Below are 15,075 nucleotides of genomic sequence, written 5' to 3'. Positions count from 1 at the left end.
CCATTTACCCCCTTACTTGTCCACATACGTTTTATCCACGACTTTCCCATTCACATCGTATACAAGCGTCCACACACGTGTCTTCACTCCTGATGGCATATTCAATTGCCAAGTATCTGTTAAATAGTTGCCGTTGGAATCCTTATTTGATAAAACGCAGCTTACCGCAACCCCGCCATCTTCTTGGCGTAAAAAATCAACTTTCGTGTACTTGTCCGTGGCTGCATCATAAGAACCTGTATCAATTCTCTCTCGATATGGACGCAGTAAAAAATCCAATATGTCATCATTACGATTAAAGTTTGCAATTGCAGCATTATCATTGCTTTGTACGCTTCGTATACCGCTTGGTTTAGTAATCATCCTTTCACCCCTTTATGGTAGATTTGTTTCCAATTGCCCCATTGTAAGCCCAGAAGACTCAATTTCTCCGAAGGTCTTACCAACAAACTCAAGTTGTCCGAATGTAACAAACTTAAACTTATACTCAATCTCCAAATGAGCTGGCACGATCCCGCGAAGCACTGATTTTAGATCCTCAATATTCGGAGGAATACCGTATTTCCCAATAAACTCTACTTGAACTGTGTACGTCGGGTAGTCTACTGTCACAGCAACCTCACCGTTTGCGTATGACTCTGCTACTGCTTTGATTAAATTGCTCGTAATCGTTCCAGTTCCGCGTATCTTGGAAATAACCACACTCCGCCGTTGGTCAACAGGCTTTCCCGCTTCTGTACGTACCCCGAATTCTTTTTCCCATCGCTCAAGTGACCATGTAGCCGTGCCAACAGTAGTCTGATCTAAGATGCTTTCAATCTGGTTAGATATGGTGTCTAATTCTAATCCCTCTGTCTGAACCAAAGTACGAATCTCGTATATCGGCTCATAGAAGGCTGGTAAATACTCGAATAGCTCTTTCCCCTTAGGACTAGTTAGAACATTCTCCCTCACCTCAGAGTCACCGTCCCTGCAAGTGCAACTTGCTCTTGTGTCACGCTGATGTTGTTGGTACTGTTATTGATTCGTAGATCGGAATAGTCCTGTACACCATCAATGTCTAGCAACATGGCACCCACCCGCACGTATTTCACTGTCGCATCTGAAGTAAAGGCGATACCTTTTAAATAATCATCCAAGGTAGCTCTGAATCTAGCTGTAACATCTTCTAAGGTAAGGGAACCTGATAGCGTAACAGCTGCCGTAACATCGATACCAACACCTGCTGCAGATACAACATTTACGAGTGCACCTATCGGCGCTTTACCTTCACCTTTAGAATCACTAGGGGCGATATTGGTTTGCACCTTCTGGACAAGCTCACCACTTGCTGGCTTCTTCTCATTGTCGACGATCACTACTTTTACAGTTCCCCCACCATCCCATAATGGAATGACTCGGACTCCACCTACACCCGGCACCTCTAACGCCCAATTGATATAATCCGCTATATTGCCACTAGTAGAAGGCGACCGTACTCGAAGGTAATAACGTTCTCTAAGCGCTGTATCCGTCTCTTCGTTATCACCAGGCTTTAGGATGTCTGTTAGTTCCACTTTAACGAGCCCGTCCATATAATCGATTGGTAGCATGGAACCGAATACGCTATTCCCTATCGCTCCTGCTACCTCACACTCGAGTGTAAACTGACCCAAAGCTTGACGATCAACTACAACAAAATTTGATTTCTCGATTGAAAATCGGCTACCAAGTGGAACATCAATTGGAACTCCATTATTGCCATAGAACAACCCTTTTCGCTTTGCCTTTGTAGCTGCTTTCCTACTTATCCCATAGTCATTCACTCTGCGATCTAGATATTCTCCACTTGCTGTATCTGCAAAGGATAGATGAATGTTCGTATCCATTGCCGCATACATCTGAGATAATTCGGCAGCAGCTGGTGCAAGCGCATCGTAGATGATGCTGCCCTCTCGCTTATCTACATCATTCGGTACCCGATCGAGCATCCTATTCAAGATCACTGCATACGTCTGATTCTCATACACTTCGACTTACCTCCTCTCTATAACGCCCATAATCTGTCACGACATCAAATGCGACCGTTCCTGTATCCCCTTCGAAAGTGAATACAAAATCCTCGACACTTCTGATTCGATCATCTTGCATTAACGCTTCTTTAATGAAACGTTCTGTCTCGGATTGATACAGTAGGCGATCCGAGCCGATTATGCTCTCAGTCCCGTAATTAAAGCTATAAATAAAGTGCTCATATCTCTCTGTCGAAAGACATTTAACCACCATCTGCTTAATCGCATCCAAGCCATCTGCAATCCCCGATATTCGGTTGTTCTTTAAATCTAATCTGTAAGTCTTACTAGGTTGCTGAACTTGCCGAGTACTTGGACTGGCTTGTAATATTCCACCTTGCGGAATCATCCTTTCACCACCTTGTCGAGAATGATGAAGCTATTCCCACCTTGAACTCGCAATAGCAGCACATTGTCGCCATTCTTCAAACCTTCTCGAATGACAATTTTCTGTGGCAATGCATCTTGAGTCGATCCTCCTAGAGCATCATGCTTATGCTTTAAGTCAATCTCATAGCGCGTTAGACTCTCTGGAATAATTAAAAAATCCTCAGTGAGTGTAAACCGTTGATCAACGTTTAACTCCAGAGGATTCATTTGTGTGACTTCTGCAAAAAGCATAGCAACCGGATTACCTGCATCAACTGCACCCGCACCGGCCGATTTAATAATATTTAATAAAGACATTTCATATCACCTTCAAACTAAGTGTCATCGTATGACTCGTAGAATCGTAATCATGTGTACATTCATCGATAAGATAGTGTTGATTAATGCCAAACTCCTTCAGCTCCACAGGGACAAAACATCCTGCTCGCACCCTCGGATCACCGATTGCTTTTAGCTGAATCGTCTTCTTCTCCCTGTTCTTAGCCGTCATTAAGTTCTGCAACATATCGCTAACCTGGGCTTCATTCATATTCTCGTCGACGGTTTGAAAATATTGAAGCATACCCCATTTGGCAATATTCGCGCTGTCTTGCTCGACGTATACTTCACGCTTGCCTGTTTTCTTACTATCCTGAATGATTTTAACCTTATTATAGGTGTCGTTATCAATGGTGCGATTATAAGTGTAGTCAAACATTAAACTGTCATCACCTACGTAAAAATCAAGCTTCATATCCCTCACATTCGCAAGTATAAGACTCCCAAAATCATCATAAAACACAAAGTTCTGATTCGTTGCGATGACGGTTAAATTTATTGCTTTACTAATAAGATCAAACAAAGTTTTATTAATTTCTACAAGTGTAGGAATTTTGTGCTTCGTATCCACTAGTGTTCCAATTTTCAACTTAAAATCGTCCGCAACTTTCTTAATCACTTCTGTTGCCGTTGCTCCTTTAAGCACATAGGTATCATTCACCATGAGATAGCGTATTTGATCATAGGCTTTAATCGTTACAGCTTCATCTTTACCACTATCCACTGAGAAAATATAGCCGTAGAATATATTCGAATCGCCCCTGCGTACTCGGATAATGTCACCATTATTGTACTTGAAGCTAGCACTCTCATATAATCCACCTTTAACCATCGTAATATCTAAGCTACCAGCAGCCCCGATCCACTTCGTTTTCCATGAGACACTAGATACAAGGCTTGATATATCCCACACATTGCCGTCTTTATTGTCGATTAGAACTTCAAGCATAGAACCTCCTTACGGCATCTTGAGCACCATACCGATTTGAAGATTTTTGAGCTGTGCATCTGTAATCCCATTAAGTTTCTGGATTTCTGGCCATTTCCAATCATCCCCCAGCACCTTCTTAGAAACTTTGGAGAGATTATCTCCTGCAACTAATGTATAGGTCTTCGGTTGTTGCTTATCACTTGGGCGCTCTGGGCTTTGCTGCTGCGCTTCTAGTTCGCCTGTGTTTTTATTTTCTGTATAAACAGCCTTCTTAGCTGCGTAGAACACATACTTCTTAAGGGTGATCGAGTATTCGATATCTCCAGGTGAACCCGCAACTTCGTTCCAGTCAAACTTTTCAATACTAACGGCTTCATTGACTTCTGAGATTGTTTTCCCTTCACCGTTCAGATAGGAGTTGGTACCAATATACACAAATCGAATTGGACGCCTAGTCCCCATCCACTTTTTAATGTATCCAACATATTGCATAGGCTTTAAGAGAAATTTAGTTATTACAAACGGATAGTTCATCGCTGGAAAAATCCCTTGAAATTTATATTCCGCCAGTTGCGGACTCTTGATGACATTGATTTCTCCTATTGCACCGATGTCATACGTCTCCCCACTACCACTCTCACTAATTTCAAGTGACTCTGGATTAATTGGAATCTGAAATCCTTCTTCTTGATTGTTAAAACTTAACCATATCCCATACTCCATTTAACTAAACACCCCCTGAGCCGATGAAGCAACTTCCTCCTCCAGTGACTTTGTGATACGCGAAATAATCGTATCCACGTCATATCCGTTGTTAATATTACCTGTTGTCATAGAGACGGTTGGTGTAAGCGAGACAAAGTTCTGAATGCTTTGGATATCTGCTAGCTCACGCATTAACTTCAGATCTTCACTAGACACATCCACTGAATCTTCAATCTTACCCACCTCATCCACACGACCGATATTAGGAACTGTAGTAGGAGCTATAGAAGGAACTTGCTTCGCATTCCATTTGTCCATCAGACTATTCGCATCTGCATCCTTTTGGGCTTTAGCAGCTTCTTCAGCAGCTCTTTTATTTGCTCGGCTGCTATACATATCTTGCACTTCTTGTTCACGTTGTGCCTTGTTAGCTGCTACTCGTGCGTACTCTTCTTCTTTCTTCCCCTTCGCATAATTAAGTGCTTGAGTAGAGAAATCATCAAAATCAAATGTAGTTTCAATTGAAAATGATGTACCTGTGAGCTTATTAATTAAACTCATTATCTTATTCAAACCAGAAATAATAAAATTTATTACATTTTCAAAAATCTTTGAATAGTTAGATGCCCAGTCTAAAAGAGACTGCAACAACGCTTCATACATTACCCAAAACCAAGCAGGTATGCCATCAAAAAAGTTCATAATAGCGTTCCATCCTCGCATCAAACCCGCCGCAAAATTATCATTCGTTTCCCATAGTTTATAGAACCAGACGATTAAACCAATAATGACAGAAATAATTAATATAAAAATATTGGCTTTCATAATAGTGTTTAGCGTCATCCATGCACCAGCTAAAGCCCATAAAACCGTAGTTTTAATTGCTAAAGCTGCAGTAAAGATTGCTACTGCTGTTGTTAACCCCCAAATGATCGGCCCAATAATTGTCCAATTATTTGAAATGAAATTAGAAATATAAGTTACATCTTTATATATATCTACTAGAATACTAGCAAACAACGATAATCCCTGGTTTAATCCGTCAAAAAATGCCTGAAATTTACCTGCTTGAAAATCCTCATTTAGTTTAGAAAGTAACGGTGCTAATCCCTGCGCTGCATCCATACCCACATTATCTAACGCAGATTTCAGGTTATTACCGAGCATTTCGGCTTGTTTAACTGGACTTGCAAGCATGGTTTGAGCCGCTTTCTCACTCATCTTCTGCTTTTCGAGAAGTTCATCGAAAGCTTTGATGAAGCCATCAATATCACCTGACTTCCCTAAACTTTCAATTTTAGAAGAATCAATATCCTTTTTAGACATATTGAATTTCCCAGTAAGTCCAGCCGCATCACCTGACATCGCATCATTTATTACCTTAGCGCCACCCTTTACTCCACCACCTGATCCATCAAAAGCAGCTAAGCGTGTCGCGAATCCATTTAGCTTAGAAAGTTGATCTGTATTCTGTGTCTTAGGAAAGAACGATAACGTGCTTTGTAGATATTCTTTAACATCTGCTCCGGAACTTATGGCTTCCGACTTAAATTTCTCGAACATTGCACTCCCGACTGCAGGATCTTTGGTTTGCCCCTTAAACGTATCCTCAACTGCAATTTGCTCCATGGCACCCTTGAAGGCTTCACTCGCAAACTTCTGGATTTTATCAGAATTTTTTTTCTCATCCATAATACTTTTAAGCGTACCCCAAATAGGATTCTTCCCTTTAGCTCCCTCATCAGATGACTTACTACTCTGTTTGGGTGGTTCAGCTACTTTCCTCATGGAGTCGCGTAGGTTGTTTTGCGATGCAATTAGTCTGTTATTGCTTGCAACTAATCGTTCGTCAACTCTCACACTTTTCTCAAATGAAGACTGTAGTTTGTCCATCGCATTGACGAGAAAATTCATGCCTCTGGCGATACTCTTGAGTGATCCATCCATTCCACTCATTAATTTTATGGAAGCTGTTACTGTTGCCATATCGGTATCTCCTTTCTAGGAATGAAAAAGACGCCCTCAAAGGCGCCTTATATCAAACCTATTTTCTAAAAAACTACTCTATTTTTTCGCTGCCTTCTTCTCTGCCGCAATACGAATATCGATTGCAGCGATAATAAAAGCTTTTTCCTCACGTGATAAATCCAAGAACTCAGACGGAAATTTACGAAACTTGTGGAGGACATAGTAAGCATAATTCGACTCACTATCACCCTCCTGAATTAGTTTTTTGCTTCCTCGACCAAGTCTTCCATTTTCTTATTAAAACCAGATAGATTCTGAATTCGCTCACTTAACTCTGCAATTTCACCGGAAAGCAGTACTTTGTTCATGTAGTCTTCTGGATTCAGACAGCCTGACTTCTCTAGACTCTTCGCATCTTTAAAATCTGGCTCAAGCGTATGCCCAATAACGATACTGTTATTGAATTTTTCCATATCCAATTCTACTTTTCCGCCCTTACGAACGACCATGGACTTCTTCCTTACGCTCTCAAATGCACTGCTCGTCATTGCCTTAATTTTAAATGTATAAAGCTTACCATCTGCACTTTTAAATCGATCTGAAATCAGGACCTCTTCTGTTAAATTATCCACTGGATTAGCATTCAAAAAATCTTGTAAAGTTGACATGGAATTGTTTACTTCCCTTCGTTAATAAATTTATTAGCCGAGAACTGGTTTACCAAATTGATCTAGAATATCTGCATCGTCGAATGTAAATGCGAGTTCTTCTTCAAGTGCTTCGGATTCAACATCAAAGCTTGCTAGCGTCACTTCGTCTAGATTGACACCCTTAATAACTACAGTCTGTTTGCCAATACTTGAAGCTGGATCTTCATTGACGATTTGTAGATCAAAGTACGTATCTCTACCTGTTTTCATGTAATCAAGCATGAGTTGACGGAAGAGAGAGGTCACATAATAAATCGTCATACTCCCTGTTCCTTCAAAACCATTCGCCTTGTTCTGAGAACCACGTTTACCAAGAGTCTTCATGGACTTCTTATTCTTCTTTACTTTCGCCTCGATTTTCTTCGCATAGAACAGTTCTTCTACTCTGCCATTGATCGTAGCGTACGCTCTTGCCTCCTGGCCAGAAATCGTGTCTTTCGCCATTAAATAAGCCATCTATTTCACTCTCACTTTCATATAAATTTTCTCAATGGAATCAACCGGCTTAGCTGCTAGCTCCACATAGATACCATCAATCTCTTCGCCCTCCATGACAACAACATCCGTCTGTGAGTTAAAATCTTGAATGGCATTCATTCCTTGATACAGCTCGACTTGATTGATGCACTCTTTCTTAAACAAATTACGACCATCTGGATTGTTATCTACCTTACCGATATAGTAATCTTCGAAAATCCGTTTGAAATCATTGGCTAGTCCATCAAGTGCTCTTAAAGCACGATTCTTGGAAAAAGTCTTGTTCTTCTTAGGTGTATAGCTTGTTAACGTATTAATATCTTGTTCAACAACTGCTCTGCCCTTGATTTGTGTAAACACGAACTCCCCGGCTCGTAGCGCTGCTTCAATTTGGGCATTCGTATATTTCGGAGAGACATCAACAGCCTCGTCGTATACTTGATAGGTAAGTGATTGATTCACAGAAGCTCCTGCAGTCGTACCTGACACCCACGCTACACATTCATGAGCTGCAAGCTTCGTACCATTACTTAGAATGACACCATTCTTCACACTAATTACACCTTCATGGTTCGCTTGTGGATAGTTTTCAAGTACGAGCTGAATCTTGCGGCCTTCAACATCTCTAAGACGTTTTGTAAAATTAACATAGACCGATTTAAGTGTCTGATCTGTACTCGTTAAGGCCATTACGTTAAAGTTATGTACCTCAATTGCTGATAAATAATCGGTATGATCCTGATTCGTAACCGTTCCGTCTGTACCACCAACTAGCGGTGTACCTGCTGTTGCAGCGAGCTCACCAGAGCAAACAACCCAACCATTGGATTTAATATCTGAAGCATTCGATACAGTCTGTACATCCATCACTTCGCCTGAAACTAGCGTCTGAACATCCCATTTATCCGATTGATCCATATTCTTGCGAACGACCATCGTAATATCATTGCCTCGAGTACCACTATAACGCGCTGTAAAGGTTGCACTACCACTCGTTACAGTTGCTTTCGTTCCTTCATTAAGTCGGTATAATAGAACGGTTTGAGCGCGCTTCAAAGCTTGGTTTAGAAGCACCAACTGCGGATCTGTTAGATTAAACCCAAGAATTTGCTGGAAATTATCCGTTGCCGTTAACGAAACAACTTTCTTAACTTCTCCCCAACTTAGTGGTACAGCCATCGTTACAACTCCACGTTCTCCTACCGCTCCTAGTGGTTTCGGTTCACTAATTGCATTAATATATACCCCTGGTCGAACTTTGTTCTGTGTTTCCCATGTACCTCCAGCCATTACAGCACCACCCCTTGTTCAAATTGTTCAATGATTTGGTAAGCTTGTTCAATCGTGTATTCTTTATCTTCTAATAACGCTTGCAGCACATCTTTTTTTAGTGGACTAAATTGTTGTGACTCTGCAAATTGCTGCTTCGTATACGTTTGTGCTTTTTCAATTCGTGCTTTTTTCATTGTGGAATTATCCCTCCATCTTTAATGTGTTCATTGTGGGTTCTGATACTTCGTTCTTCATAACAAAGTAGTTGTAGTTCAAATAAAAATGAAGCACATTCGCATTGAATACGTGCTTCATTCCTGTACTTCGATATAAAATTTTGTTAATCGTGATGTATTCCAGAATTTCTGTCAGCGACTCAGCGACTTTTAAAGCTTTAGCATTGTTTGCATGATAATAGGAAATATCCAGCCGATTCGTTCGCTTATAACGCCTGCCTAATTCTCGTGAATGCTCACCTTCCACAAGTTTAACCAAGAAATCTCCACTCTTAAAAACTTGATCAATCTCTTCTCCATATACCCCTGCACTTGGATACCCAGCTTGTATTGCCTTCATTACATGATCTCGAATGCTTATATAATCCATATTCACCATCCTTACCTCATTCTTCTACATTACCAATATATCACTGGATAGTAAGAATGAACGGCCATCGTGCGGCCAACATTCGGTCAACCAATTAGGAGCTCTAATCATCATTTCTATTTCATCACCTCCCTTAATAGCAGATATAAATCCCATAAAAAAAGAGACGTTCATCACGTCTCTTACAATTTCTATTTAACCCCTCTAACACCGATGGGTATTAATGAGACTATTAACCTCTGTTACTTGGTTGCCATCATACAGGCATTTTCTTTTTTATACTTTTCAGGCTCATGCTCATCCTTACTAACTTCTAAACTGAGCATAAAAGCAAGCTTAGCAATTGCATGTGATTTAATTCTGCGATATGTACGTTCGCTTACGCCTAACTCATGACAGAGTAGGAAGTCATATTCTCGATCTGGTTCCAAATATCTTTTTTCAATTACATCGCGCTCTTTGGTGTTTAATTGTTGTACGGCTCGCTCCACATTTTCCGTCCAGTAGCGAAGACGTTCTTCATCATCCACATTGGATATCGCAACATTTTCTGTTGCCTTATTAATAGAATGCGTATCACTATGATAACGCGCTTCGTATGATCTCGTCGTTTGGATCTCTTTACGAATAAATCCAATTTGCCGATAAATACGTGCGGATTCTAATACTTCTTCAACTTTTTTACGTGTAGCTGCTTTGTCAATTCCTATTAATTGAAACAACAAACTTCCCAAATCATCACCCCTTTTCTGACTCATTTGTAAGTGGGAAATTTAAAGTTTGTCTCTATTACTTATTTTTCTATATTACCAATATATCACACATACTCCCAAGCAAAGTGCCATCTAGCGGCCATTTTCCGGTCAAGAATCGGTCATGATCACTCTTCCACCACAACCTCCAACCTCAACATATACGCCAGTTTCTCGAATGCTTTTGCCTTCACTCTTCGATATGTACGCTCACTCATATTAAGTTCATGACAAAGCATGAAATCATAATCCGGATCTTCTTCTAAGTATCTACGCTCGATAATATTCCGTTCCTTCTGATCGAGTTGCTGCACAGCACGCTCCACATTGCTTGTCCATTCACGCAAACGCTCCTCACCATCCACATTCGCAACAGCTACGCGTTCCGTTGATTTGTTCACTGTATTCGTGTTCCCGTGATAGCGCGCTTCATAGGACTGGGTAGTCTTCACCTCTTGTCTTACAAAACCAATACGCTTGTACACACGCACCGTCTCTAGTGCTTCTTCAACTCTCTTGCGTGTTGCTGCTTTATCTATAGTCATCATGCTAAAAGGTAGTTTTCCCATAATATTCACCTCATCCATAAGATTGTTCCGTTAAGGAACGTATTAATTGTTTTTAGTATAGTTCCTTAACGGAACAAAATCAAGAGTGATGTTCCGAATAATAACGTTCATTAACGGAACAATTATGGTATAATAGTTACAAATTGTTCCGGTGGTGATACAAATGTCGACTTTTGCCCAGAGGTTTAAGCAACTTAGAGAAAATGTGAATATGACGCAAGATCAGGCTGCGGAGCTTCTTGGGGTTTCGAGATCGACCATTGCCGGTTACGAGTCAGAAGACAAAGCACGCATTCCACGCAAAGAAACCTTGCAGAAGATCAGCAAGGCGTTCAACGTCTCGATGGATTATTTATTCGGTGAATCCGAAGAGCAGCATGTGAATAGCGCAAACATAGGCGCAGATTCTATGGACGATCTATCTAACGATCCAGAGATCAACGTCTTCTTCAAAGACTTTAAGAACGCTCCGAAAGAACGCCAAGAGGAGATGCTTCGCTTCTGGGAGTTTATTAAGCAGAATGAAAAGAACCGTAAACCCGGTGACATACAAGGGGAATAGTTATTTAAAAAGTAAAACGGAGAAGCAAGAAAGCAACTGGAGGAGTGTAACGTTCGCCTTTGAAATCGTAAAAATACAATTATATCAATTCAAAATTTACGATTGAGACAGCGACCGGAAGTGCTTTCTTGATTCGTAGTGGGCTTACTTTTTAAATAACATATCCCCCACAACAAGCCTTCGGGCTTTTCTTTTCAACTAAAAAACGAACATATATTCGTAAAAATGAGGTGTCTTATGCAGCGTCACTATCGTCTTACGCCATTAGAACATTGGGTGGAGGATATGTACAAGCGTATTCATATTACGCAGCCGAGCCAGCTCGACATTCTTGAAATTGCACAGAGATTAAATATATGGGTATATTTCATGGAGATGGGCAGCCAAGCGATAGATCGAAACGGGGTGTATAGTATATGTGTGGATCGGCGGATAACGCCGCAAGAGCAATGGGAGGATTTTCTACATGAGTTGTGTCATGTACTTCGGCATTCAGGCAATCAGGTGGAGATGTCCGAGGATTTCATGGACAAGCAGGAACTGGAGGCGAATACGTTCCAATTATACGCAGCCATACCCTATTCAATGTTCAGACAATTAGAACTACCACAGACCCAGCAAGAAATTATAGATCTCATCGCAACCGAGTTCCGAGTTACACACGCACTTGCACAGCGCAGATTAGAACAGATTCAACGTAGGGTTTTACAAGGCATACTGGATCAAGAAGTACGTAATAAATTTAACTCCGATATGCAAAAATATGATGCAGCGAATTGGTCAGCATCGACCCATATCATTATGAATCAATTAAGTGATCAATTACGTCGTAAAGGAGCGAATTAACATGCCAGTCTACACGTTATATGGTGATTTTCACGATGATCAGATTGTCCCTTTTCTACTGAGTGTTCAATTTCATACTGGTGAACTCAACTGGTCAACCCCTTACTTATACATCCCGCTAGATACACCTAAACACATACATACGATCAATGAATTAGACGAAGATGTATTTTCGATAAGCATTCTACTGAGTGACCTAACGATCCACAGCGACAAACCGAACGAGATCGGCGTTGACTTACAGCATGTTCAAGCTAGACATAACAATATCGCAAGCACGGATGAGATCACTACCCTGCTCATCCGTCTATGCGATATTGAAGAAGTGCTTAGCTCGCAGCCGACTGCTTCTTGCGAAGCACATACAACCGGTACATGTGAACGACAATAACTTTCACAACTGCATATGCGGGAACTGCCATGAACATCCCAAGTAACCCACTGAAACTACCGACCACAATGAGCAGCAGAATGATCGTGAGCGGGTGAATATCCATTTTCTTACCCATCACTTGCGGGGATAGGAAATTGCTCTCGATCTGCTGCGCAACAATAACGACAATCGCCATCTTCAGCACCATCGAAGGTGAATCGATAAAAGCCACAACGACACTTGGGATAATTCCAATAAATAGCCCAACGAACGGAATCACATTCATGAACATCGCGGATAGTGCTAGAATAAGCGAATATTCGATCCCGATAATGAGATAACCGATATAGATCAGCACACCGACGCAGAAACTCACAAGAATTTTACCTTGAATATAACTGCTTAGGGCACTGTCCATCTCTTGTAAAATAAGCTTCGCCTCTTCATCATGTCGATCTGGTGAGATATGCATAACAACTTGCGGAACGCGGTGACCTTCTTTTAACAAATAGTACAGAATAAAAGGTACTGTTGAGAGCAGCACTACAACGTTGGACATAAAACCCATCGCTGTATTCAGGGCGTAACCTACATTGGATATGATGCTGTCCGCATACTCGGAAATCTTGGACGACCAATCCACTTGATACTGCACAAAGTAATCGGATAAATATGCATTGGATTGCAGCGCTGACACTTGATCTTTGGCAAGCTTGACGATTTGCGGAATGTTGTTAATTAAGTTATTTAATTGCGTCTGTAGAACAGGCACAAGCCTCGTTCCACCAAAGCCGATCAAGCCGCCAAGCAACAGGAAAATAAGTAAGATACTCAGCGGTTTGTTCATCCCTCGTCTCGTGAAAAAGTCCACAAAAGGACGCAGCAAATAGTAGAAAACACCGCCAAGCATGAACGGTAAGAACAGCGTTTTGACTATAAGCACGATCGGTGCGAATATAAAGCTCACTTGAGATGCTAAGAAGATGATCGTCAAAATAACAATGATGCCATATCCAACACGAAAATATTTTCCTTGTGGCATTCCAGTCACCCTTCTATACCCAAATTAATTCTTATATTTCTTAAGTAGTTTCATCTTGAGTGTCCAAGCCTTCAAGCTTAAATGCACAGGATGTGCCTCTGGATTGAGCTTACGCAAGTATTCCAGTCTGAACTGCTGCTTCTGATCCTCATGATGAGCACGAATTTGATCCAAAGTAGGTAGTTCGTACACCTGCTCACCATCTTCGAAAATCGTCTTCATCAGCGGAATCGCTTCATAATGATCGATATATTTATTGAGATAAGGCTGCACAGGATCGAATAACTTCAACCTTGCGCCACTCGCTACATCTGTTTCACTGACAAGTGCAATATAGTCAGCTTCCGCCTTCCCTGTATTCTTATTCATAAGACGATACGGCATCTTCCCACCGGGTGCAGACACTTTCTCTGGATTACCGGAAATTTTAATCGTAGGCACTATTTTACCATCTTGCTCACGTGCAACCATTTTATACACACCGCCAAGGGATGGTTGATCAGCCGCTGTAATGAGCTGAGTACCTACGCCCCATACATCAATCCGAGCCCCTTGTGCTTTTAAATTAAAAATAATATGTTCATCAAGATCGTTCGATGCCACAATTTTGACCTCAGGGAAACCAGCTTCATCCAGCATGGAACGTGCAGCTTTGGACAAATACGCAAGGTCACCACTGTCCAGACGAATCGCATTGAGCTTCTTGCCTTGTTCCTTCAAATATTGGGCAATCCGAATCGCATTAGGAACACCACTTTTGATCGTGTCGTACGTATCGACGAGCAGCGTCACTTGATCAGGAAGTACCTTCGCATAACGCATAAACGCTTCTTCTTCGCTCTCATGACTTTGCACCCACGAATGCGCATGGGTTCCACTAGTCGGAATTCCGAAGAGCATCCCTGCTAACATATTAGACGTCGCATTAAACCCAGCAATATACGCAGCCCGTGAACCCCAGATTGCCGCATCACCCTCTTGCGCACGGCGAGTACCGAATTCTAGCAAGTGATCTTCAGGTGCTACGTGTCTGATCCGAGAAGCTTTGGTCGCAATCAGTGTCTGGAAGTTCATGAAATTTAAGATCGCAGTCTCTACCAATTGCGCTTCAAAAATTCGAGATTCCACACGGATAAGCGGTTCTTGCGGGAAAATAAGCGTCCCCTCTTCCACTGCATATAGATCGCCTGTAAAACGGAACTTCCGCAGCTCCTCAAGAAATTCAGGCGCATAATTCTCTTCCTGCTGACGCAAGTAATCGATCGCTTCATCATCAAAGCACAGATCATTGATATATTCCACAATACGATGCAAGCCTGCAAACACAGCAAATCCGTTACCAAAAGGAAGTTTGCGAATATAGGCCTCGAATACTGCCTTATTGTTATGCGTCCCATTCGCCCAATGCGCGTACATCATATTAATCTGGTATTTGTCTGTATGAAGTGTGATGTTCTTATGTGTGTGTAACAATTGCCTTTCACTCCTTAAATCGTCTTCCCG

The 15,075-nt window shown here is 41.4% G+C and carries 20 protein-coding genes; 3 read left to right on the top strand and 17 right to left on the bottom strand.

What is annotated here, in order from left to right:
• Positions 1–12: 12 nt before the first annotated feature.
• From NV379_RS23340 to NV379_RS23270, 15 genes are all read right to left on the bottom strand, one after another.
• The gene (locus NV379_RS23340; protein ID WP_258209746.1) at positions 13–363 is read right to left on the bottom strand and encodes a hypothetical protein; all 351 of its coding nucleotides are present in this window, start codon (positions 361–363) and stop codon (positions 13–15) included.
• Between the two features lie 12 nt (positions 364–375).
• On the bottom strand, positions 376–954 hold the full coding sequence (locus NV379_RS23335; protein ID WP_258209745.1) for a putative phage tail protein: 579 nt from the start codon (positions 952–954) through the stop codon (positions 376–378).
• On the bottom strand, positions 951–2,009 hold the full coding sequence (locus NV379_RS23330) for a baseplate J/gp47 family protein (protein ID WP_258209744.1): 1,059 nt from the start codon (positions 2,007–2,009) through the stop codon (positions 951–953). The genes NV379_RS23335 and NV379_RS23330 overlap by 4 nt, the downstream gene beginning before the upstream one ends.
• A complete protein-coding gene (locus NV379_RS23325) occupies positions 2,002–2,400 on the bottom strand; it encodes a DUF2634 domain-containing protein (RefSeq protein ID WP_258209743.1) in 399 nt (132 codons plus the stop codon). Before NV379_RS23325 ends, NV379_RS23330 begins: the two co-directional genes overlap by 8 nt.
• A complete protein-coding gene (locus tag NV379_RS23320; RefSeq protein ID WP_258209742.1) occupies positions 2,397–2,738 on the bottom strand; it encodes a DUF2577 domain-containing protein in 342 nt (113 codons plus the stop codon). Before NV379_RS23320 ends, NV379_RS23325 begins: the two co-directional genes overlap by 4 nt.
• A 1-nt stretch (position 2,739) precedes the next feature.
• Positions 2,740–3,708 carry an XkdQ/YqbQ family protein gene (locus tag NV379_RS23315; protein WP_258209741.1) on the bottom strand — a complete coding sequence of 323 codons (969 nt, stop codon included), beginning with the start codon at positions 3,706–3,708 and terminating at the stop codon, positions 2,740–2,742.
• A gap of 9 nt (positions 3,709–3,717) precedes the next feature.
• The gene (locus tag NV379_RS23310; protein ID WP_258209740.1) at positions 3,718–4,413 is read right to left on the bottom strand and encodes a LysM peptidoglycan-binding domain-containing protein; all 696 of its coding nucleotides are present in this window, start codon (positions 4,411–4,413) and stop codon (positions 3,718–3,720) included.
• Positions 4,414–6,381, bottom strand: coding sequence for a phage tail family protein (locus tag NV379_RS23305; RefSeq protein ID WP_258209739.1), 1,968 nt, complete (start codon positions 6,379–6,381; stop codon positions 4,414–4,416).
• Positions 6,382–6,620: 239 nt separating this feature from the next.
• On the bottom strand, positions 6,621–7,031 hold the full coding sequence (locus NV379_RS23300; protein WP_258209738.1) for a phage tail assembly chaperone: 411 nt from the start codon (positions 7,029–7,031) through the stop codon (positions 6,621–6,623).
• A 33-nt stretch (positions 7,032–7,064) separates the two neighbouring features.
• Entirely contained in the window at positions 7,065–7,529 is a 465-nt protein-coding gene (locus tag NV379_RS23295; RefSeq protein WP_258209737.1) for a phage tail tube protein, read from the bottom strand.
• Positions 7,530–8,840: a phage tail sheath family protein gene (locus NV379_RS23290; protein WP_258209736.1), complete on the bottom strand. Its 1,311-nt coding sequence runs from the start codon at positions 8,838–8,840 to the stop codon at positions 7,530–7,532.
• The gene (locus tag NV379_RS23285) at positions 8,840–9,016 is read right to left on the bottom strand and encodes a hypothetical protein (RefSeq protein WP_258209735.1); all 177 of its coding nucleotides are present in this window, start codon (positions 9,014–9,016) and stop codon (positions 8,840–8,842) included. The genes NV379_RS23290 and NV379_RS23285 overlap by 1 nt, the downstream gene beginning before the upstream one ends.
• 7 nt (positions 9,017–9,023) lie before the next feature.
• Positions 9,024–9,428, bottom strand: coding sequence for a phage tail terminator family protein (locus NV379_RS23280; RefSeq protein WP_258209734.1), 405 nt, complete (start codon positions 9,426–9,428; stop codon positions 9,024–9,026).
• 242 nt (positions 9,429–9,670) lie between these two features.
• Positions 9,671–10,186, bottom strand: coding sequence for an ArpU family phage packaging/lysis transcriptional regulator (locus tag NV379_RS23275; protein ID WP_258209733.1), 516 nt, complete (start codon positions 10,184–10,186; stop codon positions 9,671–9,673).
• A gap of 122 nt (positions 10,187–10,308) precedes the next feature.
• Positions 10,309–10,725, bottom strand: a complete 417-nt coding sequence (locus NV379_RS23270; RefSeq protein WP_258209732.1) for an ArpU family phage packaging/lysis transcriptional regulator — start codon at positions 10,723–10,725, stop codon at positions 10,309–10,311.
• Positions 10,726–10,912: 187 nt separating this feature from the next.
• On the opposite strand from NV379_RS23270, the gene NV379_RS23265 reads away from it, so the two are divergent.
• The 3 genes from NV379_RS23265 to NV379_RS23255 all read left to right on the top strand — a co-directional run bounded on the left by NV379_RS23265 (position 10,913) and on the right by NV379_RS23255 (position 12,548).
• Entirely contained in the window at positions 10,913–11,311 is a 399-nt protein-coding gene (locus tag NV379_RS23265; protein ID WP_258209731.1) for a helix-turn-helix domain-containing protein, read from the top strand.
• A gap of 237 nt (positions 11,312–11,548) precedes the next feature.
• A complete protein-coding gene (locus NV379_RS23260; protein ID WP_258209730.1) occupies positions 11,549–12,157 on the top strand; it encodes an ImmA/IrrE family metallo-endopeptidase in 609 nt (202 codons plus the stop codon).
• Position 12,158: 1 nt separating this feature from the next.
• Complete coding sequence (locus tag NV379_RS23255) at positions 12,159–12,548, top strand: hypothetical protein (protein WP_258209729.1); 390 nt, start codon at positions 12,159–12,161, stop codon at positions 12,546–12,548.
• Here the strand turns inward: NV379_RS23255 and NV379_RS23250 are convergent.
• Both NV379_RS23250 and NV379_RS23245 read right to left on the bottom strand, forming a co-directional pair.
• Complete coding sequence (locus NV379_RS23250) at positions 12,487–13,572, bottom strand: AI-2E family transporter (protein WP_258209728.1); 1,086 nt, start codon at positions 13,570–13,572, stop codon at positions 12,487–12,489. The genes NV379_RS23255 and NV379_RS23250 overlap by 62 nt on opposite strands.
• Positions 13,573–13,596: 24 nt before the next feature.
• Entirely contained in the window at positions 13,597–15,045 is a 1,449-nt protein-coding gene (locus tag NV379_RS23245; protein WP_258209727.1) for a nicotinate phosphoribosyltransferase, read from the bottom strand.
• Positions 15,046–15,075 lie beyond the last annotated feature (30 nt).

Origin of the sequence: Paenibacillus radicibacter (assembly GCF_024721995.1) — a bacterium.
Lineage (GTDB): Bacteria > Bacillota > Bacilli > Paenibacillales > NBRC-103111 > Paenibacillus_AM > Paenibacillus_AM radicibacter.
This window is presented reverse-complemented; position numbering and strand designations above follow the sequence as displayed.